This is a genomic window from Kluyvera sp. CRP, assembly GCF_019930565.1.
In the GTDB taxonomy this organism is placed as follows: Bacteria; Pseudomonadota; Gammaproteobacteria; order Enterobacterales; family Enterobacteriaceae; genus Kluyvera; species Kluyvera georgiana_A.
Window position 1 is genome coordinate 3204058 of the sequence record NZ_CP082841.1, and the last position, 21667, is coordinate 3225724.

At 51.1% G+C, this 21667-nt stretch carries 33 protein-coding genes; 32 read left to right on the plus strand and 1 reads right to left on the minus strand.

What is annotated here, in order from left to right; translation table 11 throughout:
- Window positions 1–102 precede the first annotated feature (102 nt).
- Genes K7B04_RS15010 through K7B04_RS15050 form a run of 9 tightly spaced genes read left to right on the plus strand, consistent with a single transcriptional unit; the run spans window position 103 to window position 5080 of the window.
- The gene (locus K7B04_RS15010; RefSeq protein WP_223802376.1) at window positions 103–315 is read left to right on the plus strand and encodes a DUF4222 domain-containing protein; all 213 of its coding nucleotides are present in this window, start codon (window positions 103–105) and stop codon (window positions 313–315) included.
- Window positions 272–1261 (plus strand): hypothetical protein, encoded by a 990-nt coding sequence (locus K7B04_RS15015; RefSeq protein WP_223802377.1) that lies wholly within the window; start codon window positions 272–274, stop codon window positions 1259–1261. Before K7B04_RS15010 ends, K7B04_RS15015 begins: the two co-directional genes overlap by 44 nt.
- Entirely contained in the window at window positions 1258–2079 is an 822-nt protein-coding gene (locus K7B04_RS15020) for a Dam family site-specific DNA-(adenine-N6)-methyltransferase (RefSeq protein WP_223802378.1), read from the plus strand. Before K7B04_RS15015 ends, K7B04_RS15020 begins: the two co-directional genes overlap by 4 nt.
- Window positions 2076–2294 (plus strand): hypothetical protein, encoded by a 219-nt coding sequence (locus K7B04_RS15025; RefSeq protein WP_223802379.1) that lies wholly within the window; start codon window positions 2076–2078, stop codon window positions 2292–2294. Before K7B04_RS15020 ends, K7B04_RS15025 begins: the two co-directional genes overlap by 4 nt.
- Complete coding sequence (locus K7B04_RS15030; RefSeq protein WP_223802380.1) at window positions 2291–2611, plus strand: LexA family transcriptional regulator; 321 nt, start codon at window positions 2291–2293, stop codon at window positions 2609–2611. The genes K7B04_RS15025 and K7B04_RS15030 overlap by 4 nt, the downstream gene beginning before the upstream one ends.
- The gene (locus K7B04_RS15035) at window positions 2608–2994 is read left to right on the plus strand and encodes a RusA family crossover junction endodeoxyribonuclease (protein WP_223802381.1); all 387 of its coding nucleotides are present in this window, start codon (window positions 2608–2610) and stop codon (window positions 2992–2994) included. The genes K7B04_RS15030 and K7B04_RS15035 overlap by 4 nt, the downstream gene beginning before the upstream one ends.
- Window positions 2995–3006: 12 nt before the next feature.
- A complete protein-coding gene (locus K7B04_RS15040; RefSeq protein WP_223802382.1) occupies window positions 3007–3732 on the plus strand; it encodes a DNA-binding protein in 726 nt (241 codons plus the stop codon).
- On the plus strand, window positions 3729–4718 hold the full coding sequence (locus K7B04_RS15045) for a DUF968 domain-containing protein (RefSeq protein ID WP_223802383.1): 990 nt from the start codon (window positions 3729–3731) through the stop codon (window positions 4716–4718). Before K7B04_RS15040 ends, K7B04_RS15045 begins: the two co-directional genes overlap by 4 nt.
- A 17-nt stretch (window positions 4719–4735) precedes the next feature.
- Window positions 4736–5080: an antiterminator Q family protein gene (locus tag K7B04_RS15050; protein ID WP_223802384.1), complete on the plus strand. Its 345-nt coding sequence runs from the start codon at window positions 4736–4738 to the stop codon at window positions 5078–5080.
- Between the two features lie 8 nt (window positions 5081–5088).
- On the opposite strand, the gene K7B04_RS15055 is transcribed toward K7B04_RS15050, so the two are convergent.
- On the minus strand, window positions 5089–5649 hold the full coding sequence (locus K7B04_RS15055; protein WP_223802385.1) for a hypothetical protein: 561 nt from the start codon (window positions 5647–5649) through the stop codon (window positions 5089–5091).
- Window positions 5650–6164: 515 nt separating this feature from the next.
- On the opposite strand from K7B04_RS15055, the gene K7B04_RS15060 reads away from it, so the two are divergent.
- The 23 genes from K7B04_RS15060 (at window position 6165) to K7B04_RS15170 (ending at window position 21617) form a co-directional block, all read left to right on the plus strand.
- Entirely contained in the window at window positions 6165–6560 is a 396-nt protein-coding gene (locus K7B04_RS15060; protein ID WP_223802386.1) for a phage holin family protein, read from the plus strand.
- Window positions 6547–6828: a phage holin family protein gene (locus K7B04_RS15065; RefSeq protein ID WP_223802387.1), complete on the plus strand. Its 282-nt coding sequence runs from the start codon at window positions 6547–6549 to the stop codon at window positions 6826–6828. The genes K7B04_RS15060 and K7B04_RS15065 overlap by 14 nt, the downstream gene beginning before the upstream one ends.
- Window positions 6828–7442, plus strand: a complete 615-nt coding sequence (locus K7B04_RS15070; protein WP_223802388.1) for a glycoside hydrolase family 19 protein — start codon at window positions 6828–6830, stop codon at window positions 7440–7442. Before K7B04_RS15065 ends, K7B04_RS15070 begins: the two co-directional genes overlap by 1 nt.
- Window positions 7439–7717: a hypothetical protein gene (locus K7B04_RS15075; protein WP_223802389.1), complete on the plus strand. Its 279-nt coding sequence runs from the start codon at window positions 7439–7441 to the stop codon at window positions 7715–7717. The genes K7B04_RS15070 and K7B04_RS15075 overlap by 4 nt, the downstream gene beginning before the upstream one ends.
- Window positions 7668–7862: a hypothetical protein gene (locus tag K7B04_RS15080; protein ID WP_223802390.1), complete on the plus strand. Its 195-nt coding sequence runs from the start codon at window positions 7668–7670 to the stop codon at window positions 7860–7862. The genes K7B04_RS15075 and K7B04_RS15080 overlap by 50 nt, the downstream gene beginning before the upstream one ends.
- Before the next feature lie 355 nt (window positions 7863–8217).
- Window positions 8218–9015: a serine protease gene (locus K7B04_RS15085; RefSeq protein WP_223802391.1), complete on the plus strand. Its 798-nt coding sequence runs from the start codon at window positions 8218–8220 to the stop codon at window positions 9013–9015.
- Window positions 9016–9115: 100 nt separating this feature from the next.
- Window positions 9116–9466 carry an HNH endonuclease signature motif containing protein gene (locus K7B04_RS15090; RefSeq protein WP_223802392.1) on the plus strand — a complete coding sequence of 117 codons (351 nt, stop codon included), beginning with the start codon at window positions 9116–9118 and terminating at the stop codon, window positions 9464–9466.
- A 126-nt stretch (window positions 9467–9592) separates the two neighbouring features.
- On the plus strand, window positions 9593–10093 hold the full coding sequence (locus K7B04_RS15095) for a phage terminase small subunit P27 family (protein ID WP_074477539.1): 501 nt from the start codon (window positions 9593–9595) through the stop codon (window positions 10091–10093).
- A complete protein-coding gene (locus K7B04_RS15100; protein ID WP_223802393.1) occupies window positions 10090–11823 on the plus strand; it encodes a terminase large subunit in 1734 nt (577 codons plus the stop codon). Before K7B04_RS15095 ends, K7B04_RS15100 begins: the two co-directional genes overlap by 4 nt.
- Window positions 11820–11981, plus strand: a complete 162-nt coding sequence (locus K7B04_RS15105) for a hypothetical protein (RefSeq protein ID WP_223802394.1) — start codon at window positions 11820–11822, stop codon at window positions 11979–11981. The genes K7B04_RS15100 and K7B04_RS15105 overlap by 4 nt, the downstream gene beginning before the upstream one ends.
- Window positions 11971–13197, plus strand: coding sequence for a phage portal protein (locus tag K7B04_RS15110; protein WP_223802395.1), 1227 nt, complete (start codon window positions 11971–11973; stop codon window positions 13195–13197). The genes K7B04_RS15105 and K7B04_RS15110 overlap by 11 nt, the downstream gene beginning before the upstream one ends.
- Window positions 13190–13789: an HK97 family phage prohead protease gene (locus tag K7B04_RS15115; protein ID WP_185670047.1), complete on the plus strand. Its 600-nt coding sequence runs from the start codon at window positions 13190–13192 to the stop codon at window positions 13787–13789. Before K7B04_RS15110 ends, K7B04_RS15115 begins: the two co-directional genes overlap by 8 nt.
- 9 nt (window positions 13790–13798) lie before the next feature.
- On the plus strand, window positions 13799–15034 hold the full coding sequence (locus K7B04_RS15120; RefSeq protein WP_223802396.1) for a phage major capsid protein: 1236 nt from the start codon (window positions 13799–13801) through the stop codon (window positions 15032–15034).
- A gap of 73 nt (window positions 15035–15107) precedes the next feature.
- Window positions 15108–15431 (plus strand): head-tail connector protein, encoded by a 324-nt coding sequence (locus K7B04_RS15125; RefSeq protein ID WP_223802397.1) that lies wholly within the window; start codon window positions 15108–15110, stop codon window positions 15429–15431.
- Complete coding sequence (locus K7B04_RS15130; RefSeq protein WP_223802398.1) at window positions 15428–15841, plus strand: phage head closure protein; 414 nt, start codon at window positions 15428–15430, stop codon at window positions 15839–15841. The genes K7B04_RS15125 and K7B04_RS15130 overlap by 4 nt, the downstream gene beginning before the upstream one ends.
- Window positions 15816–16319, plus strand: a complete 504-nt coding sequence (locus K7B04_RS15135; RefSeq protein ID WP_223802399.1) for a hypothetical protein — start codon at window positions 15816–15818, stop codon at window positions 16317–16319. The genes K7B04_RS15130 and K7B04_RS15135 overlap by 26 nt, the downstream gene beginning before the upstream one ends.
- Window positions 16319–16879 (plus strand): hypothetical protein, encoded by a 561-nt coding sequence (locus K7B04_RS15140; RefSeq protein ID WP_223802400.1) that lies wholly within the window; start codon window positions 16319–16321, stop codon window positions 16877–16879. The genes K7B04_RS15135 and K7B04_RS15140 overlap by 1 nt, the downstream gene beginning before the upstream one ends.
- An 8-nt stretch (window positions 16880–16887) precedes the next feature.
- Window positions 16888–17064 carry a DUF2635 domain-containing protein gene (locus K7B04_RS15145; protein WP_223802401.1) on the plus strand — a complete coding sequence of 59 codons (177 nt, stop codon included), beginning with the start codon at window positions 16888–16890 and terminating at the stop codon, window positions 17062–17064.
- Window positions 17054–18553, plus strand: coding sequence for a phage tail sheath subtilisin-like domain-containing protein (locus tag K7B04_RS15150; protein ID WP_223802402.1), 1500 nt, complete (start codon window positions 17054–17056; stop codon window positions 18551–18553). The genes K7B04_RS15145 and K7B04_RS15150 overlap by 11 nt, the downstream gene beginning before the upstream one ends.
- Complete coding sequence (locus K7B04_RS15155) at window positions 18553–18909, plus strand: phage tail tube protein (RefSeq protein WP_223802403.1); 357 nt, start codon at window positions 18553–18555, stop codon at window positions 18907–18909. Before K7B04_RS15150 ends, K7B04_RS15155 begins: the two co-directional genes overlap by 1 nt.
- Entirely contained in the window at window positions 18909–19196 is a 288-nt protein-coding gene (locus K7B04_RS15160) for a phage tail assembly protein (RefSeq protein ID WP_223802404.1), read from the plus strand. The genes K7B04_RS15155 and K7B04_RS15160 overlap by 1 nt, the downstream gene beginning before the upstream one ends.
- A gap of 121 nt (window positions 19197–19317) precedes the next feature.
- Complete coding sequence (locus K7B04_RS15165) at window positions 19318–21090, plus strand: phage tail tape measure protein (RefSeq protein WP_223802405.1); 1773 nt, start codon at window positions 19318–19320, stop codon at window positions 21088–21090.
- A 71-nt stretch (window positions 21091–21161) separates the two neighbouring features.
- A complete protein-coding gene (locus K7B04_RS15170) occupies window positions 21162–21617 on the plus strand; it encodes a hypothetical protein (RefSeq protein WP_223802406.1) in 456 nt (151 codons plus the stop codon).
- Window positions 21618–21667 lie beyond the last annotated feature (50 nt).

Here is a 21667-nt window from a genome sequence, read left to right on the forward strand (position 1 = left end):
CTATGTGGAAATAGTACGTGGTGAGAATGGCGGTCACAACTACCAGGCGTGTGCAGTGTTGGTAGGGGCGTTTGCTGAGATGAACCAGAAGGGGCGCAAAGAGTGGAGAAACTTAACCGGCGCTACCGCGACCACAGGGGAATCGAAGTCCATGTCATTGGCTATGAGCGTGAGAAACGCCAGGTCATTTTCACGCGAGCAGGGTATGCGCCTGAATGCATGCAGCCTGTTGAGCGTTTCCGTGAAAAATTCACAAGGATAGCCGAAGACCATGAGCCTGTTACTGACAACGCGGCCGATAGTGATAAATCCTGACCTTGCATACAGTATTGGCCTGAACGAGGCCATTGCATTGCAGCAGGTGAACTACTGGCTGAAAGAAACCACCTCTGGTCTGGAGCGCGACGGTGTTCGGTGGATCTACAACACCACCGAACAGTGGCTGGAGCAGTTTCCGTTCTGGTCTGAGTCCACGCTGAAGCGCACATTCACCCGCCTGAGGACACTGGGCGTTCTGCGTGTTGAGCAACTGAATAAGTCTCAGCGAGACATGACGAACTACTACACGATCGACTACGCAAGTCCACTTTTAGATGATGTCAAAGTGAGCGCATTGAAGAGGTCAAAATGCGCTTCTCCATCAGGTCAAAATGACACGATGGAAGAGGTCAAAGTGAAACGCTCCATCAGGTCAAAACGAACCGCTGTCATCGGGTCAAATTGCACTGATGATCCTACAGAGATTACAACAGAGAGTACTACAGAGAATAAAACCCCTTCTTGTCCGGAAGCTTCGCAACCGGACGACGCTGGCAAGCCAGATGATTTTCTGACTCGTTACCCAACAGCGGTGGTCCATAACGCTGCAAAACGTCAGTGGGGTAGTCAGGAGGATTTAACCTGTGCCGAATGGCTGTGGGGACGAATCATCAAGCTGTACGAACAGGCTGCCGAATCTGACGGTGAAGTGGTTCGCCCGAAAGACCCGAACTGGACTGCTTGGGCTAACGAAGTTCGTCTGATGTGCTCACAGGATGGTCGCACTCATCGCCAGATCTGCGAGCTGTATGGTCGGGTGAACCGGGACCCGTTCTGGTGCAAGAACATCCTGAGCCCATCCAAGCTGCGTGAAAAGTGGGATGAACTGAGCCTCAAGCTATCGGCTTCCTCCAGTGCGTCAGTTCCCGGTTCAGCGATTAACCGCGCAAGCTACCAGGGTGTGGATTACTCACTGCCTGAAAATACGGGGTTCCGCTCATGAGTAAACCATTCCTGAAGTGGGCGGGCGGGAAGTTTACCCAACTGAACGATCTGCTCCAGCACATCCCGAGTGGACTTCGCCTGATTGAACCGTTCGTCGGTGGTGGTTCGGTGTTTCTCAATAGCGATAAGCACGCCAATTTCCTGCTGGCTGACGTGAATCCTGACCTGATCAACCTGTACCAGATGCTGGCGGTTGTGCCGGATACCGTCGAGAGCAGCGCGCGCTGGATGTTCCAACGGATGGGAACGCCGGAAAATTACGAGCTGATCCGCCAGGAGTTCAACGCCCAGACTCTGGATGCTGCTGAACGTGCAGCTGCCTTCCTGTACCTGAACCGCCACTGCTTCAACGGCCTGATGCGCTACAACCTGTCTCACCAGTTCAACGTGGGCTGGGGCAAGTACAAAGCGCCGTACTTCCCAGAGAAGGAACTCAAAGCCTTTGCAGGCATGGCGCACAACTGCGTGTTCATGACTGCCGGTTTCCGTCGGACGATCGGCCTGGCCGGGAAGAGCGATGTGGTGTATTGCGATCCGCCGTATGAACCGCTGCCGGGTACCAGTGGCTTTACTGCATATTCCGCTGGTGGCTTCACCTGGGATAACCAGATTGAACTGGTGGAATGCTGCGTTGCTGCACACCGCCGTGGCGCAAGCATCGTTATCTCAAACTCAATAGCGCCCCGCATCGTTGATCTGTACGAACAGCACGGCTTCCGTCTGCACACCATTCCGGCGCGTCGATCAATTTCCTGCAAAAGCAGCACCCGCGAAGTTGCACGGGACCTGGTAGCCGTACTGGAGGTGGTCGAGTGAAGCCTGAGCATGAAAATGCTGTTCGTGCAGCAGCACGCCGTTGTGCAGAGGAACTGCGCGCCGCGATGCGGGTTAAGCCGAAACCTGTATGGGACAAAGTATGCCTGCAGATCCTTCGTAAACATCACCAGCAGGTCGCTCCGCTGGGTGTGAAATTGTATGAATTCTACAGTGTCATTGGCCGCATGAATGACCGCTATGGGGTGAGAAAATGAACGAGTTAACGTCGCGTCAGGGTGATGTTCTGAACGCAATCAGGGATTACAAGGCCAGAGTGGGCTTCCCACCGACGATGATTGAACTGGCGGGGCTGATCGGCTGCGCATCGCCAAACGCCGCCGCAGAACATGTGAACGCACTGAAGCGTAAGGGCTATATCACCGTCGCGCCGGGTGTCGCCCGCGGGATAGCGATAACTGGTGATATCGTGGATCACGATGTTGTTTCGATCGTTAGAGACCTGCTGGAAGGTAAGGACAACGCTCGCGAAGTTGCCATCGCCTGGCTGGAAGCACAGGAGACTTCATTATGAGGCTGGTTCTGCCGTTCCCGCCGAGCGTGAACACCTACTGGCGCGCACCGCACAGCGGCCCATTGAAGGGACGCCATCTGATTAGCCAGAAGGGCCGCGAATTCCAGAGCGCAGCATGTGCAGCCATTATTGAGCAGCTCCGCAAGTTACCAAAACCATCATCCGAAGCCGCGGCGGTAGAGATCACCCTGTATCCACCAGATCAGCGCCGCCGGGATATCGACAACTACAACAAAGCGCTGTTTGACGCGCTGACGCATGCTGGCGTGTGGGAGGACGACAGTCAGGTTAAGCGGATGCTGGTGGAGTGGGGACCAGTGGTACCGAAGGGAAAGGTTGAGATAACGATCAACCGATATCAATCGGCGGGTGCAGCCGCCTGAGTGGAGAAGAGCATGAACCAGATGAATATCAATGTGAATTGTCCGACACATCACGCCGCTATGTCAGGGCAGAGCATTACGATGTCCAGTCGTGAGATCGCCACGCTCGTGGATTCCCGGCACGGCAATGTGTGTGTGGCCATCGAACGCTTGATGAAAAGTGGCGTAATTGGGGGGTATGCTGCATTGCAGTACACCCATCCCCAGAACGGTCAGACCTACCACCATTATGAAGTCAACAAACGTGACAGCTATGTGATTGTCGCTCAGCTTTGCCCTGAGTTTACCGCCCGCCTGGTGGACCGCTGGCAGGAACTGGAGCAGGGCCTTCAACCGAAGGTCCCGCAGTCATTTTCCGAGGCATTGCGCCTGGCTGCTGAGCTGGAAGAGCAGAAACAACGCTTGCATGAAGAACTGGCCCTCGCCGCGCCAAAGGCTGAGTTTGTGGATCGTTACGTCACGGTTACCGGTTCAATGTCGTTCCGCCAGGTGGCGAAGTTGCTGAACGCCAAAGAGCCGGAGTTCAGGTTATTCCTGTTGGATAACCACATCATGTATCGCCTGAGTAACGTGCTGACACCGTATCACCAGCACATTGAGGCAGGACGGTTCGAAGTGAAGACCGGGACCACAAACGCATCAAACTACGCCTTCAGCCAGGCGCGATTCACCCCCAAGGGGGTGAAGTGGATTGGCGGTCTGTGGGCAGAGCATGTCGCTAAGGGGCATACAGCGTGAGAGCACTGTTAACACCGGAAGTAGCCCCGCGTCTGGGGATTGTGCTGTTTCGCCCCGGCGCTGACCTGATGACACTGTTTACTCGCGGCCGCGTGCTGCTGGAAACTGAGCCGCAGGGATACGCGAACTTTGCAACCGGCGCGATACCTGCAGCCGCTCAACCACTGGCTGCCGATCCGTTTATGGCTGGTGTGTTTGAAGATGAGAGGGTAGTTAATGCCGCTGGCGGGATTCCGGGCCTTGAGGACTGGCTGGAACAACAACTTGTCTGTCAGTGGGAACTCAGCGACTACCATGACCACAACTTCACGACGTTGCGCCGTTCCCCTGGCGCCATCCGTTTGTGCTGGCACTGTGATAACCAGCAGCGTGACCAGGCGACTGAACGTCAGGCAGGCATTGCGAGGGCAAACCTGGTATCCTGGGTTATCTCTGTTGCGTGTCGTGAACTTGGCTTTCCTCCGGAACATGAACTGACCCTGCCGGAGTTCTGCTGGTGGTTGGTCACAAAAGACCTGGCTGCAGTTATCCCGGAGAGTATCGCGAGAAAAGCATTACGCATGCCGCCGGAACGCCATCAATCTGTGATGCGTGAATGTGACATTGTTCCGGCTAAAGCGGCCACGCAGCTGGTGCAGGAAAAAGCCAAACGGATAGTCGCGGTGAAGGTTGACCCCGAGACGCCAGAATCCCTGATGTTGAAGCCAAAGCGTCGACGCTGGGAGAACGAGAAGTATACCCGCTGGGTGAAGTCACAGCAGTGCATGTGCTGTAACAACCCAGCAGACGACCCCCACCACCTGATAGGCCACGGGCAAGGTGGAATGGGTACCAAGGCACACGACCTGTTTGTGATTCCTCTGTGCAGAGAGCATCACGACGAGTTGCATGCCAGTCCTGTGGCATTTGAAGCGAAATATGGTGACCAGCTGGTGCTGTTGTTTCGCGTTTTAGATCGTGCGCTGGCAATCGGCGTACTGGAGTGATTAAGTGGGGAACATTAATGCGTGATATGTACGAAGTAATGGATTTATGGGGCGCGTGGGCGGCAGCTGATAGCAGTGGTGTTGACTGGCAACCAATTGCCGCTGGGTTCAAGGGACTTTTACCACATGGTAAGAAATCACGGCTTCAATGCAGCGACGATGAGGGCATCGTAATTGATGGGTGTGTGGCCCGTTTACGCAAGTATAAAACTGATGAGTATGAGTTAATTATTGCTCACTTCGTGGTTGGAATTTCATTGCGCACTATTGCGAAGAAGCGTAGGTGCTCTGATGGGACGATCAGGAAGGAGTTACAGACGGCATTGGGTTTTATTGATGGAGTAATGTCAGTTTTGGTTTAAGCGCCATATCATGGCGCTTTAAAAGGGGTGGGGATTTGTAAAGCTTTAGCAGCTCTTTCAACGACTTCGTCATTCGAAAGGTCTTGAAGGCAGAAACGATCCCCCTCATTTTTGAGTTGATTTAAGGCATAATAAACACTTAGCATGCTGTAGAGCATTGATTCCTCTTTTACTTGACATTCTAAGTTGTCAGAATTCCAGTTTTCACACACGAAATCATATTTTTCTTTTATTATATCGGAAAGTGATAATATGTTTTTTAATATTTTTCTTGTGTCTTGATTGAAGTCTGAATAGACATCGTCAATATATTTGCTCAAAAGAATGGGGGTGAATCTTTTTCCAAGGGAAATATGCTTGTGTTTTTTATGGTGCTTTTTTCTTGTTTCAATGCTGTCGCTTGTTATTTTTATCGTCCTTTCCAGAAGTAAACGTTCATCTTCGAGCTCTATCAAAATATTCTTCTTTAGTGATTTTATTTTTGCTTTCTCTTTTCTGGTTTCGATGTAGGGTGTTAAAAATATACCAAGAAAGAATGTAATGAATGGAAGGATGTCTTTGAAATCCATAAAACCTCCATGGGAAATTATTGTTGAACCATCATAAGAAAAAACTAACGCGTACGCAAAAACTATCGTAATCTGTTAAGAGTGGTCACTTGAACGCGAACTTAAGGTGTTTACTTTCGTGATTCGGCTCATAGATTGCTTCTACTTGCCCTGTTAGAAATGATGTTCCACACAGCAAGGAGAAGGTATGAGTGTATGTCGCGGATGTGCTAAACCCTTACGTCGTTCTTTGACCGTGCATCATGAAGATGGGACTCTGAAATCTTGTCCTGAATGTTCAGGAAGAGTTGGAGCACACGTTTTTTATCGGCTAGAAGATTTTGGCGACAGAGTGATGGACGATGGAAGAATCATCCCTCAATCTTGGTGTCCCGCCTGTAGAAGCGATCTGATTTCATCAGTTTCAGCAGCATATATTTGCAAATAAGCACTACTCATTTTTAAGGCTCGCTTCGGCGGGCCTTTTTTATTCCCCTCATTCTGAGAGGACTCACAGCAATATCAATGGGGGGATTATGTCCGATCCTGTTTCTGGCACTACGGTTGCTGCTGGTGGCCTGATGGGAGCTAGCGTTTTCGGTTTCGCAACCGGTATTGATTACGGCGTGGTGTTTGGCGCTTTCGCAGGTGCTGTATTTTACGTAGCGACAGCAGCAAACATTACCCGGCTGAAGCTGGTGGGCTATTTCGTGACATCGTTCATTGTCGGTGTTCTCGGTGCTGGTCTGGTGGGCTCCTATCTTGCCAAGTGGACGGGATATAGTGACCGACCACTGGACGCACTAGGCGCGGTGGCAGTTGCTGCAATGGCTATCAAGCTCCTTACATTCATCAACAACCAGGAACTGGCAAATCTGTTCGGCATGCTTTCCCGCATGCGGGGAGGAGGGACCAATAATGGTAACAAGTGACCCAAGCGCAACGGTTAACGCTGTGATTTGCGCGGTGATTGTTGTGTTCCTGATGTTCTACCAACGCGAAGGGGCGAGACATCGCCCGTTAATATCGCTGGTGGCTTACTTTTCTGTCCTGGTGTATGCCAGCGTTCCATTCCGTTATCTGTTTGGCCTGTATCAGGAATCCCACTGGGTTGTGGTGCTGGTCAACGTTCTTATTTGCGCTGCTGTTGTCTGGGCTCGTGGAAACGTTGCGCGTCTGATCGATTACCTGAGGCACTAATGAACCAATCACAATTTCAACAGGCGGCTGGTATTAGCGCCGGATTAGCCGCGCGCTGGTTTCAGCCTATCAAGGATGCGATGAAAGAGCGTGGTATCACCAAGCCGTTAGACCAGGCGATGTTTATTGCGCAATGTGGGCATGAATCAGCAGGGTTTACCCGTGTTATTGAGAGCTTCAATTACACGGTAGCAGGATTAAAAGCAACGTTTGGCAACCGCCTTACGGCGTACCAGTGCGAGATGCTGGGGCGCGTAGGTATCCAGCAGGTTGCCCATCAGCCACAGATAGCTAATCTGGTCTACGGTGGTCGAATGGGTAACAAAGAGCCTGGTGATGGCTGGGCGTTTCGTGGCCGTGGGCTTATTCAGATCACTGGGCGGGAAAATTACACTAAGTGCGGTGCTGCGTTAAAACTGGACCTGGTAGCTAATCCTTCCCAACTGGAAAGTGATATTAACGCCGCCCGTTCTGCAGCATGGTTCTACACCTCCAGCGGCTGCCTGAGCCACTCAGGTGATTTGGTTCGTATCACCCAGATCATCAACGGCGGACAGAACGGAATAAATGACCGCCGTGAACGTTACGCTAAAGCGAAAGCGGTGATCGTATGAGCATTGTTGAAATCATCATTAGTGTTATTGGTGCAATCTGCGTTGCAGCTGCGGGCGGTTTTGGTATTGGCCATATTCGCGGTACCAGCAAGGCGGAAGCAAAAGCCGAGAAACAGCGAACTGAAGAACACGCCGCAGCGACGGCCGCAGCAGCAAAACGCCGGGTTGAAGTAACCAAAGAGGCCAGCAATGTACAGCAGACTGTTAATCATCTTCCTGATGACGATGTTGATCACGAGCTGCGGGAATCGTGGAAGCGTCCCGGTAGTCGTTGATACGGCGTGCGATTGGGTAAAGCCAATTTATCTTACCGACCACGAAATTACCGCGATGGATAAGCAGACGAAGCGTGATGTGTTGGCGCATAACAAAGCGTGGCAGTCGAACTGTCTGAATGGAGGAACTGAAATGAAGCAGTAAAGCGGACAGACCGCACTAACAAGCCGCAGTCATGATGTGGCCCCGAGTCTCAATGAGAGCCAGATGCAGGTCCAAACTGCAATACACGCTGGTCAGGGTCAATAAAGAAGAAGACGTACCGGTCCGCAGCGCGATAGCCAGTCGCGCCCAGGTTAGAGCTAACGGGGAGTTGAGACGAACTGGGGTGACGATCTCAAGGGCATGAGCGAGGCCACTGCGTGAGTGTGGTTGTGACAATACCAGTAATTCATTCTTATAAATGCAATGTGTGAATGAAATAGTCTAACAAATATCAAAATTTGAAGAAGAACATAGTGATATAACGACTATCCCATAATACATAAGGGTCGTGTCTATGCCTATCAGTCAAATGATGCATAAATCTACAGTACGCATTGAGAGTGATGTTGGTAATGGTTTGTCTGTTGGAACTGGCTTTTGGTTCAGTTTTATGGTCGACGATCAGAGGCAAGTGCCCCTCCTCGTGACTAATAAGCATGTTGTACAAGGGGCTACACAAACTAGGATCCGGATAAATGTTAGCCGCCAGGATAACCAAAGTATCCGATTTTATGATGGAGTCATTCCCAATGGGGAAAGTGACTTCATTATGCATCCAGACCCTAACATTGATATCTGTATACTGCCGGTTGCGAATTTTTTTAACCAGTTGGAAACCCAGGGTTTTGCACCTGACATTTTTTCCTTTACTGATCGTAACTTCTTGTCGACTGCATTTATTACCCCCATTGAAGAAGTTTATATGACGGGCTACCCTAACGGCTTGTGGGATATGGTTAATAATCGACCGATTACAAGAAAGGGCATAACAGCGTCATCGCCTTTTGATGACTGGCAAGGGAACCCGGAGTTTTTGATCGACATGGCATGCTTTGGCGGGTCTAGTGGATCCCCTGTGTATATTATGAATCAAGGGTCTTTTGCAACTGAAAACGGGTTGGCAATGGGGGAACGACTGATTTTTCTTGGGTTACTTTATGCAGGCCCAATGGTTAATGTGAATGGAAGTATAGAAATCATAAATGTTCCTACTGCTGCAACTGCCGTTGTTCGTTCTTCGATTGGAATGAACCTTGGGTTAGTTATAAAAGCAGAGAAACTGAATGATTTAAGACCATTATTGGGGATCTGATTCAGAATGTCTTCGGATGGCAACTAGAGCAATCTGCTCAGGATGCCACAGTACATATAAGCCATCGGTTAATACTGGTGGCTTTTTCATTGGAATGGATATGCCACCACGAACACCAAAAGCCTGCCGTGTTCGCGGCTGCCGTTTTACCACCACAGATCCGTTAGGCTACTGCGAAACCCACAAAGGTGAGGGTTGGAAATCCTACAAACCAGGTCAATCACGGCAGCAGCGTGGATATGGAACAAAATGGGAAGTTATACGGGAGCGGATACTTAAGCGTGACAAAGGGCTGTGCCAGAACCATCTGCGTCAGGGGATTGCAAAGCAGGCTTCCTGTGTGGACCACATTAAGGCGAAGGCTCACGACGGCACTGATGATGACAGTAACCTTGAAAGCCTGTGTTGGTCGTGTCACGCCGCGAAGACCGCGCGTGAGCGGCTCAAGTGAGAATCAATGTCATCATCACTCAGGGGAGGGGGAGGTTAAATCTCTGCAACCGCGCGCCTTCCGGACTGCCCGCCTCCTCGAATTTTTTTACCCGCGAAAAATCAAATTTAACCAGGAGTGTCGCTTATGGCTGGAACGGCGGGGCGTTCCGGGCGTCGGCCTAAGCCAACGGCGCGCAAGGAGCTGGCTGGAAATCCCGGCAAGCGAGCCCTGAATAAAGATGAACCGGTATTCACGCCGATTAAAGGCGTGGAGCCACCAGAATGGTTTTCCGATGTAGACGATGGTCTGCCGCTGGCAACGATCATGTGGGAGCTGACTACAAAGGAGTTATGCGGCCAGGGACTTTTATGTGTCACCGATCTAGCTGTACTGGAGCGCTGGTGTGTCGCATATGAATTCTGGCGAAGGGCTGTGAAAAATATCGCCGTGGAAGGTCTTTCAGTCACTGGGGCCATGGGCGGTAAAATAAAAAACCCCGAACTCACCGCCAAAAAAGAGCAGGAATCGGAGATGAGTTCTACCGGTTCAATGCTTGGCCTTGACCCAAGCAGCCGTCAGCGGCTCGTTGGCCTGGCCGGAAAGAAACAAGCCTCTAACCCATTCCTTAAGATGATTAGCTCATGAGCCGGAAATCGTACCCCAACGTTAATGCCGCGAATCAGTACGCCCGTAACGTAGTGCGGGGAAAGATTCCGGCATGTCAGTTCGTCATTCAGGCATGCCAGCGCCACATCGATGATATGGCCGCTGAGAAAAGTAAGAAATTCAGGTACCGCTTCGATAAAGATGCAGCGGAGAAGGCCGCAAAGTTTATTCAACTGCTGCCGCACACAAAGGGAGAGTGGGCGTTCAAAAGAATGCCGATAACCCTGGAACCGTGGCAACTTTTTATCGTGTGCAGTGCTTTTGGCTGGGTACAGAAGGGAACGAAGCTTCGCCGTTTTCGGGAGGTCTATACCGAGATTCCCCGTAAGAACGGCAAATCTGCGATTTCAGCTGGTGTGGCGCTGTACTGTTTCACCTGTGATAACGAGTTCGGTGCTGAGGTTTACTCTGGCGCGACAACGGAAAAGCAGGCGTGGGAAGTATTCCGCCCAGCTCGCCTGATGTGCAAGCGTACGCCGATGCTGGTGGAAGCGTTCGGCATTGAGGTAAACGCATCAAATCTTAACCGCCCGGAAGATGGTGCCCGCTTTGAGCCGCTGATCGGCAATCCCGGCGACGGTGCTTCACCGCATTGTGCGATTGTCGACGAATATCACGAACACCCTACTGATTCGCTTTACACCACTATGCTGACGGGGATGGGGGCGCGTCGACAACCGCTGATGTGGGCGATCACCACAGCAGGTTACAACATCGAAGGACCGTGCTACGACAAACGACGTGAAGTGATTGAAATGCTGAATGGCACGGTACCGAACGACGAGTTGTTTGGCGTGATCTATACGGTTGATGAAGGTGACGACTGGACTGATCCAAAGGTGCTTGAGAAAGCCAATCCGAATATGGGGGTCTCAGTCTACCGCGACTTTCTGTTGAGCCAGCAACAGCGTGCTATCAATAATGCTCGCCAGGCTGGCGTGTTCAAAACTAAGCATCTCAACATATGGGTTGCTGCTCGGGCTGCATTCTTCAACCTGGTTTCCTGGCAGAACTGTGAAGACAAGACGCTTACCCTCGAACAATTCGAAGGCCAGCCATGCATTCTGGCTTTTGACCTAGCGCGCAAGCTGGATATGAACAGTATGGCGCGGTTGTTCACCAGGGAGATCGACGGTAAGACACATTACTACAGTGTTGCACCTCGCTTCTGGGTGCCTTATGACACGGTTTTCAGTGTTGAAAAAAATGAAGACCGTCGCACGGCTGAACGTTTCCAGAAGTGGGTTGAAATGGGCTTGCTCACTGTGACTGACGGGGCAGAAGTCGATTACCGATACATCCTCGAAGAGGCAAAAGCGGCAAACAAACTGAACCCAGTCACTGAATCACCGATTGACCCATTTGGCGCAACTGGCCTTTCCCATGAACTGGATGATGAGGGGTTGAATCCTGTCACTATCATCCAGAACTACACCAATATGTCTGATCCGATGAAGGAGCTAGAGGCCGCTATTGAGTCAGGCCGCTTTCATCACGACGGCAACCCGATCATGAGCTGGTGTATCAGCAACGTCGTCGGTAAATATCTACCGGGCAATGACGATGTGGTGAAGCCAATCAAGGAGCAGAATGAAAACAAAATCGATGGCGCAGTAGCAGAAATCATGGCGATTGGACGGGCAATGCTGAAAGAGCCTGGCGATTTCCTCTCATCCCTTGATCCGGACGACGATCTCTTAATTCTATGAAATCACTTATTACCGATGTTATCGGGCTGGCCGGTTTTGGTCTGCTCACGTCCGGGGTTTACCTGCATTTTGGTCTGGCCCCGGCGCTCATGTTCTCGGGCGGCCTGATGTTGCTGGGTGCCCTGGCGATGGCCAGAAGGGGGAAGCGTGCTGCTTGATGCCTTATTCAGAAGCGAATCACTGGAGAACCCAGCCACACCAATAACAGGGGAAGCCGTCGACACCGATGGACTGTTCAGGGCTGATGTGTACGTAAGCCCTGAAACAGCGATGAAACTGGCGGCGGTATATGCCTGTATCTATGTATTGTCTTCAAACCTTGCCCAGATGCCGCTGCATGTTATGCGTAAGCATAATGGAAAGGTTGAACCAGCACGGGATCACCCTGCGTTTTATCTGGTGCATGATGAACCGAACACCTGGCAGACCAGCTACAAATGGCGTGAGCTAAAGCAGCGCCATATTTTGGGATGGGGGAATGGTTATACATGGGTGAAACGCAGCCGTCGTGGTGAGGTCATCGGGCTTGACTGTTGTATGCCCTGGGAAACCACACTGATTAATACTGGCGGCCGATACACCTACGGTCTGTATAACGAAGAGGGAGCATTTGCCATAAGCCCTGAGGACATGATTCACATTCGTGCTCTGGGGAATAACCAGAAAATGGGCCTCAGCCCGGTGATGCAACACGCTGAAACCATCGGCATGGGTATGAGTGGGCAGAAGTACACGGAAAGTTTCTTCAATGGTAATGCGCGTCCTGCTGGGATCGTGTCCGTTAAAAGCCCGCTAAACAAAGAGAGTTGGGGATGGATTAAAGAGCAGTGGCAGAAGGCGTCGCAGGCGCTGCGAAGCCAGGAAAACAAGACAATGTTGCTGCCGGCTGATCTGGATTATAGGGCGCTGACCGTGTCACCAATCGATGCACAAATAATCGATATGTCAAAGCTCAACCGTTCCATGATTGCTGGAATTTTTAACGTACCGGCACACATGATTAACGATCTTGAAAAAGCCACCTTCAGCAACATTACTCAGCAGGCTATTCAGTTTGTTCGCTATTCAATGATGCCCTGGGTGACGAACTGGGAGCAGGAGCTTAATCGACGCCTGTTTACCCGCGCCGAGCTGGCCGCCGGGTATTACGTCCGCTTTAACCTTACTGGCCTGTTGCGTGGAACTCCCCAGGAGCGCGCCCAGTTCTATCACTTTGCGATCACCGATGGCTGGATGAGCCGCAACGAAGCCCGCGCTTTCGAGGATATGAACCCTGTCGACGGCCTGGATGAAATGCTGGTCAGCGTCAACGCTGCTAACCCGGCCAATGATTTCAAAACTACCAAAACCGAAGAGGATAAAACCGATGAGTGATCGCGAGACTCGCTGTTACAGCGGTGAAGTCCGTGCCGAGCAGCAGGGCGAGCAGCCCACGCGAATTATCGGTTACGGCTCGGTGTTTAACAGTCGCTCAGAACCCCTCTGGGGATTCCGCGAAATTATCAAACCAGGCGCTTTCGATGACGTGCTTGGCGACGATATCCGTGGGTTATTTAACCATGACCCGAACTTTATTCTCGGACGCAGTGCCTCCGGCACGTTGAGCGTTAGCGTCGATGAAAAAGGTCTTCGCTACGATATTTCGGCTCCAGATACTCAGACTATCCGCGATCTGGTCCTGGCTCCGATGATGCGCGGTGACATCAATCAGTCGTCGTTTGCATTCCGGATCGCCCATGACGGTGAGAACTGGTATCAGGACGATGAAGGGATTGTCATTCGCGAAATTAATCGCTTTTCGCGCCTTTTTGACGTAAGTCCGGTGACCTATCCGGCCTACCAGGAGGCTGATTCTGGCATCCGCTCCATGAAAGCCTGGCAGGAAGCGCGCGACAGCGGCGCGCTGGCGCAAGCCATTAATCAACGAATGGCGCGCGAGCGCCTGCTGACTCTTCTTAACGCGTAAGGAAAAACCATGAAATTGCACGAACTGAAGCAAAAACGTAACACTATCGCCACTGATATGCGTGCTCTGCACGATAAAATTGGCGATGCAACCTGGACCGATGAGCAGCGTACGCAGTGGAATGCTGCGAAATCTGAATTGGATAGTCTGGATGAACGGATTAAGCGTGAAGAGGAATTACGCCGTCAGGACCAGACCTATATTGATGGCCATGAAGGAGAACAGCGCCAGCAATTGGGGAATGATCCGGCTAACCCAGCAGCAAAGCCCGATGAGCGCCGAGCCGCCGCCTTCGATAAGTTTTTGCGTCATGGCTTTGGTGAACTGTCTTCTGAAGAACGCCAGGCGATTAAAGAACTGCGCGCCCAGGGTACCTCGCCTGATGCGAAGGGCGGTTATACCGTACCAACTCAGATGCTGAATAAAATTGTGGACTCCATGAAGGCCTACGGCGGCATCGCCAGCGTGGCTCAAATCCTGAACACATCAAACGGCCAGGATATTACCTGGTCAACGTCCGATGGCACCTCGGAAGAAGGTGAATTACTCGGGGAAAACTCAGAGGCGTCGGAAGAAGATGCAACTTTTGGTACCGCAATTATGGGAGCCAAAAAACTTTCATCGAAAATTATCCGCGTATCCAATGAGCTTCTTCAGGATAGCGGTGTAGATATTGAAGCCTATCTTGCCGCGCGTATTGGTCAGCGTATCGGACGCGGGGAGGCAAAATACCTCGTTCAGGGGAGTGGCGCTGGAACCCCTGTTCAGCCAAAGGGACTTATTACTTCCGTAACAGGTACAGTGAACACCGCTGCGGCGGCGGCGTTCACATGGAAGGAAATGAACGCTCTTAAGCATGCTATCGATCCTGCTTATCGCGGTGGGCCGAAATATCGCTGGGCATTCAATGACACCACACTTCAGTCAATTGAAGAGATGGAAGATGATCAGAAGCGTCCGCTGTGGTTGCCTGATATTGTGGGCGGTTCTCCTGCTACCGTTCTGGGTATTCCTTACGTCATTGACCAGGCGATTGATAACGTGGCAGCTGGGAAAAAATTCATTTTCCTGGGTGATTTCAACCGCTTTATTGTTCGTCGTATTACATATATGACACTGAAGCGCCTTGTTGAACGCTACGCGGAATACGATCAGACGGCGTTCCTGGCGTTCCACCGTTTCGATTGTGTACTGGAAGATACGGCAGCCATCAAGGCGCTGGTGGGTAAACCGGCTACACCATAATTATCACTCTGTTTTGCATGATGCCGCGTAAGCGGTTTTTTTATGCCCGCCATCTGGCGGGCATGGAGGTTTTATGCTCCTGACTCTGGAAGAAATTAAACGTCAGTTGCGTCTGGAAGAGGATTATTCGGATGAAGACTCACTTCTTGAAACCCTCGGTAAAGCGGCGCAGGCCAGAACGGAAACGTATCTGAACCGAACGCTTTATGATTCCTCCACGGGTGTTTCGGCTGATGATCCTGATGGTCTGATTATGTCGGAAGATATCAAGCTGGGAATGCTGTTACTTGTCACGCATTTCTACGAAAACCGTTCTTCCGTAAGTGAGGTTGAAAAAACGGAAATGCCGCAATCCTATACCTGGCTTGTTGGCCCGTACCGGTTCATTCCGCTATGAAACTCAGGCAGGCGCAAACCAGCGCGACCTATCTGTTGCCCGATCCTGGCGAACTGGATAAACGGGTACTCGTTCGCAAACGAGTCGATGTACCGGCTGCCGATTTCGGTACCGAACCAGAATATCCGGTTTCATTTCGGGCCTGGGCGAAGGTCGTCCAGACCAGCGCGACGACGTACCAGGAGACAGCCCAGGCCGACAACGTTATCACGCATTACATCACCATTCGCTGGCGTAGCGGGATCACCACTGACTTTGAGGTGGTGCTTAACGACCTGGTATACCGGATCAAACGGGCGCGGGACCTGAACAGCAAGCGGCGATATTTGCTGCTGGAATGCACTGAACTTGGTGAGTTCCCGGTAAATACTGGAGGTAATTCCAATGGCGGAACCCTTTTTTCACGTTGATTTTCAGCAGCCGAATGACATGCGCTTTAATCGCGCTCGCGTTCGGCGTGCTTTTGTCACCATCGGCCAGCGCCATATGCGCGATGCTCGTCGCCTGGTGATGCGTCGCGGTCGATCTGAACCGGGTGAGAACCCCGGTTACCAGACTGGCCGGCTGGCTAAATCCATCGGTTACATGGTGCCTAAAGCCAGTGCTAAGCGACCCGGTTTTATAGCTCGAATCGCACCAAACCAGCGGAACGGGCAGGGGAACCGGCTCATCACTGGCGATTTCTATCCGGCTTTTCTTTTCTACGGTGTGCGCGGTGGGGCTAAGCGTCGTCGTAGTCACCATCGTGGCGCGTCCGGCGGCAGCGGCTGGAGGCTGGCTCCGCGTAATAATTTTATGGTTGAAACGCTCAATAAAAACAGCCCCTGGACGCGTTATTACCTGGCGCGGGAATTACGGCTCTCACTCAAACCGGAGAAACGGCGCTGATGAAACTGGCCCCGATTATTGCTGCGCTCCGTGCGCGTTGCCCCATTTTTGAAAATCGCGTTGCTGGTGCCGCTCAATTCAAAGATTTGCCCGAAGTCGGAAAGATGAAGCTGCCAGCGGCCTACGTGGTGCCCGGTGACGATTCACCCGGCGAGCAGAAAAGCCAGACGGACTACTGGCAAGATTTGACCGAAGGTTTTTCCGTAATCGTTTTTGTCAGTAACGGCCGCGATGAGCGTGGGCAATTTGCTTCTTATGACGTGGTTCACGACGTGCGACAGATGTTGTTCAAGGCGTTGCTGGGGTGGAACCCGGAAGAGCGAGGTGAGCCCATAACCTATGCTGGCGGCACGCTACTCGATGTGAACCGTCACGAACTGAGCTACCAGTTCGACTTTACAGTGCAGAACGAACTCGGCAGTGATGATACGCGGCAGATTGATGACCTCAACAATCTGGACGAATTCAAAACGCTGGCTATCGATGTTGATTTTATCGATCCGGGACATGGCCCCGATGGGGAGCCCGAGCATCACACCGAAATAACACTCCCTACCTGAGGAACCCCATGTTTGTAAAACCCCAAAAAGGGCGGTCAGTACATGACCCTGCCCGAGGCGACCTTTTGCCTGTTGACGGGCGAAATGTTGAAGAAAGCAGCTACTGGCTGCGCCGGGAAGCCGCTGGCGATATTAAGCGCGTGAACAAAATCAAACCGAAAAAGGTGGAAACCAATGACCGTTAGTTTCAGCACTATCCCAGCGAATACGCTGGTGCCGCTGTTCTATGCTGAGATGGATAATTCGGCGGCAAACACAAGCCAGGAGTCAGCACCGTCGTTGCTGCTGGGCCATGCGAACACAGGCGCGACAATTGAGCCTGATTCACTGGTACTGATGCCTTCCGCTGATTATGCGACGCAGATTTGCGGCCCCGGCAGCCAACTGGCGCGCATGGTTGCTGCGTACCGGAAGACCGATCCCTTTGGTGAGCTTTACGTGATTGCTGTCTCTGAGCCAGCGGCTGGGGCGGCGGCAACGTACACCCTGACCGTAACAGGCGCAGCAACAGCGAGCGGCACTGTAAATGTTTATGTTGGTCGAACTCGCATTCAGGCAGCAGTTGTCAGCGGTGATGACGTTGAAGCTGTGGCATCAAGCATTAAAGACGCAATCAATGCTGAGCCTACGTTGCCGGTTATCGCTTCATCTGCCGCTGGTGTGGTCACGCTGACTGCTCGCCACAAAGGACTGAGCGGAAATGAAATCCCCGTGGTTCTGAATTATTACGGTTACGGTGGCGGAGAAGTGTTACCTGCAGGCGTAGCGATTGCCGTTGCTGCTGGCGCTGCCGGAACCGGGGCCCCGGTACTCAATGGTGCTATTGCCGCTATGGCTGATGAGCCGTTTGATTATATTGGTCATCCGTTCAACGATTTGGCCTCGGTTAATGCATTTGCCAGCGAAATGAACGATACCAGTGGACGCTGGAGCTACGCGCGCCAGCTGTACGGCCACGTTTATACCGCAAAACTCGGAACGCTTTCTGAACTGGTTGCCGCAGGCGATCAGCTTAATCAACAGCACGTTACTCTTGCGGGTTACGAAGAATATACCCAGACCCCGGCAGATGAACTGGCGGCCAGCCGTACCGCGCGTAATGCAGTTTTTATCCGTAACGATCCGGCTCGCCCGACACAGACCGGTGAACTTGTTGACATGCTTCCAGCGCCGAAGGGAAAACGCTTCACGATGACTGAACAGCAATCCCTGTTGTCGCATGGTATTGCAACGTCATACGTTGAAAGCGGGACGCTGCGCATTCAGCGCGACGTTACGACGTACAAGAAAAACGCCTATGGTGTTGCGGACAATAGCTATCTCGATAGCGAAACACTGCATACCAGCGCATACGTGCTGCGTAAGCTGAAGTCAGTCATCACCAGTAAATACGGTCGCCATAAACTGGCAAACGACGGTACTCGCTTTGGCCCCGGCCAGGCGATTGTTACCCCCTCAGTGATTAAAGGTGAACTGCTGGCGACCTACCGCCAAATGGAACGTGCCGGGATCGTTGAAAATTATGACCTGTTCAAGCAATACCTGATAGTTGAGCGTGACGCTACAGACCCGAACCGCCTCAACACTTTATTCCCGCCTGACTATGTTAACCAGCTGCGCGTCTTTGCGGTCGTTAACCAGTTCCGCCTTCAGTATCAAGAGGAGTCCGCATAATGCCGAAGATTGGTGGTACTTGTTTTTTCAAAGTCGACGGCCAGCAGTTGTCGTTAACTGGCGGCATTGAGGTGCCGCTGAATAAAAACGTTCGTGATGACATCATCGGCATGGCTGGTGATGTTGATTACAAAGAAACGTGGCGCGCGCCGTATGTCAAAGGTACCTTCAAGGTGCCGAAAGATTTCCCGGTCAGAAAACTGACGACTTCGGACCAGATGACCATTACCGCCGAACTGGCAAACGGTCAGGTTTATGTTCTGTCCTCAGCCTGGCTGCACGGCGAAGCAAACCATAACGCCGAAGAAGGTACGGCTGATCTTGAATTCCACGGTGAAGAAGGGGATTACCAGTAATGAAGGAAATTAAACTCAGTAAACCAGTTCGAGCACATGGGGAAGATATCCACGTACTTGAACTGCGGGAGCCGACGGGGAAAGATGTTCGTGAGCTCGGTTTTCCTTATACGGCCAGCGGGGATGCTGGTGTAAAAATGGATGCGGGGGTGATTGCGAAATATATTTCGCGGCTGGCGAGTGTTCCGCCGAGTTCAGTTGATGAAATGCAGCCTTCCGATCTGAACACTATCAGCTGGGATATTGTCGGTTTTTTCCTCGGGAACTCAGCCCAGAACAACTCCTGAATCATTATTTTGATTGCGCCAAATATTGGCGTATCAACCCCCTGGAAATGCTCTGCGAACCGTTTTCATCACTTGGTTTACTTGCCGAGCAGGCCAACCGCATCAACCAGGAACAATAAAAATGGCTGAGTTTGAACTTAAAGCCCTGATTACCGGGGTTGATAAACTTTCTCCTGCGTTATCTTCCATGCAGAAGAAAATTAAAGGGTTTCAAAAGGGGATTAAATCCAGCGGTCTGGCTGATTTTTCCATGGGGGATTTAATCGGCGGTGGGGCATTTGCAGCACCGTTTATTGCTGGAGCCAAAGCAGCAATAGACTTTGAATCGCAGATGGCCGATGTTCGTAAAGTTGTCGACTTCGATACGCCAAAGCAGTTTGCCGAGATGAGTGAAGACATCTTAAAAATGTCGGATCGTCTGCCTATGGCCGCGAATGATATTGCGAAACTCGTAGCCGCAGGTGGTCAGGCTGGTATTGCAAGAGAAGACCTGAAGCAATTTGCAGAAGACGCCCTGAAAATGGGCGTTGCCTTTGACCAATCAGCGGATCAGTCCGGTGAAATGATGGCTAAGTGGCGAACCTCTTTCAAAATGACTCAGGGGGAGGTGGTTTCGCTTGCAGATAAGATTAACTATCTCTCGAACAACGGGGCGGCTAATGCCCAGCAGATTTCTGACATTGTTACCCGCATCGGCCCTCTTGGTGAGGTTGCTGGTATTGCTTCTGGTCAGATTGCCGCGTTGGGGGCGACACTTGCTGGAGTGGGCGTTGAGCAAGAAATTGCCGCAACTGGTATTAAAAACTTTATGTTGGCGATTACAGGGGGGTCTAAACAGCAGCAGGAAGCTTTCCAGTTCCTCGGGTTTAATTCCAAAAAACTTGCTGCCGATATGCAAAAGGATGCTCAGGGAACGATGTTGAAGGTCCTGGAAAGCATCTCAAAGCTTGATAAGGCCAGACAACCCAAGGCATTGAATGTTCTTTTTGGTAAAGAGTCCATTGGAGCAATTGCGCCTCTGTTAACCAACCTCGATCTGTTGAAGAAAAACTTCAATATGGTTGGTGATGCATCGCAGTATACCGGCTCAATGCAAAAAGAGTATGAGGCCCGTGCAGCAACGACTGCAAACCAGTTACAGCTTCTACGAAATCAGGCTACTCACGCTGGTGTGGCGCTTGGGAATGCATTACTGCCACAGATTAATGCCAGCGCTGCTGGGTTGATGCCGCTGATTCAGAAAGCGACTGACTTTGTTTCACGAAATCCAGCCATGGTTAGAGCATTGTTGGGTGCTGCTGCCGGATTTGTTGCTCTCCGTGTCGCCGTTGCTGGTGCCAGCATGGCATTAAAAATAATGTCTTTTGTCGCTAGCTCCTCACCTATTGGTTTAATTATCAGGGGGATTGCGTTGGCTGCCGGGGTGGTGATAGCCAATTGGGATGTTGTTGGTCCATTCTTTAAAGAAATGTGGGGAAGCATCAAGCCCTACTTTGAGGCTGGATGGGAGTTATTTAAGACTGTTTTTGCCTGGACTCCAATGGGTATGATCATTAACAACTGGGGACCAGTAGTGCAGTGGTTTCAGGATATGTGGGAAAAATTAAAGCCGATCATTGAATGGTTCACTGATGGTGCCAGTAATGCCAGTGTCAGTATGAATTCTTCACCTTATGGCGCGGGTGGTTATGGGATGTATGGTTCCGGTACACCATACCAAGAGTACAATCCTTACAATATAAATAAAAGTCAGAGCAAGCCAGAAGCAACTGTGACAGTAGACTTTAAGAATGCTCCCGCCGGGATGAATGTTACCGGCACGAAGTCCTCTGGTATCGATGTGAGCCATGATGTCGGTTACACCAGAATAGGGAGAACTGGGATGGGCGGGTGATCATGCTTGACCAATAATGCCATTTGTATGATGGTTAGCGTGAATGTAAGCACTCAAAACAGGGAATGGAAATGAAATACAATTTATTAGTTGTTGGCTTGCTGATGGTCTTACCACACTTAGCGATTGCGAAAGATGGTCTTGCTTCCTCATTTGTTAATGAGACTAAAACTGCTGCTGATGGAAATGGTGAGATAAACGCATCAATTGATATTGATTGCCCGGTAAAATCAGCCAGTGGAAAAATTGTGGTTTCAAATGCCTCCTATGATATTAATAAGTCTGTTGGCGCTTTTGTTTTTAAAGGCTCAAATGAAACCCCAGCCCAAATGACATCCATTGTTACCGTGTCTCCAGATGATAATTTTATGTCTGATGAAGTTATTGGCATGAGTTATATTTTTAAAATGCCAAGCGGACAATTTTTTGTTGATATTCTTAAAAATGGGAAAGCAAGGGCTGGTGTTAATAAAAATGGCGAGTCTGGTATCAAATGGATTGATTGCAAAATAGTTAAACCATCCTGATTATTATTAATTTCTACACAAACCCGCTTAGGCGGGTTTTTTTATGCCCG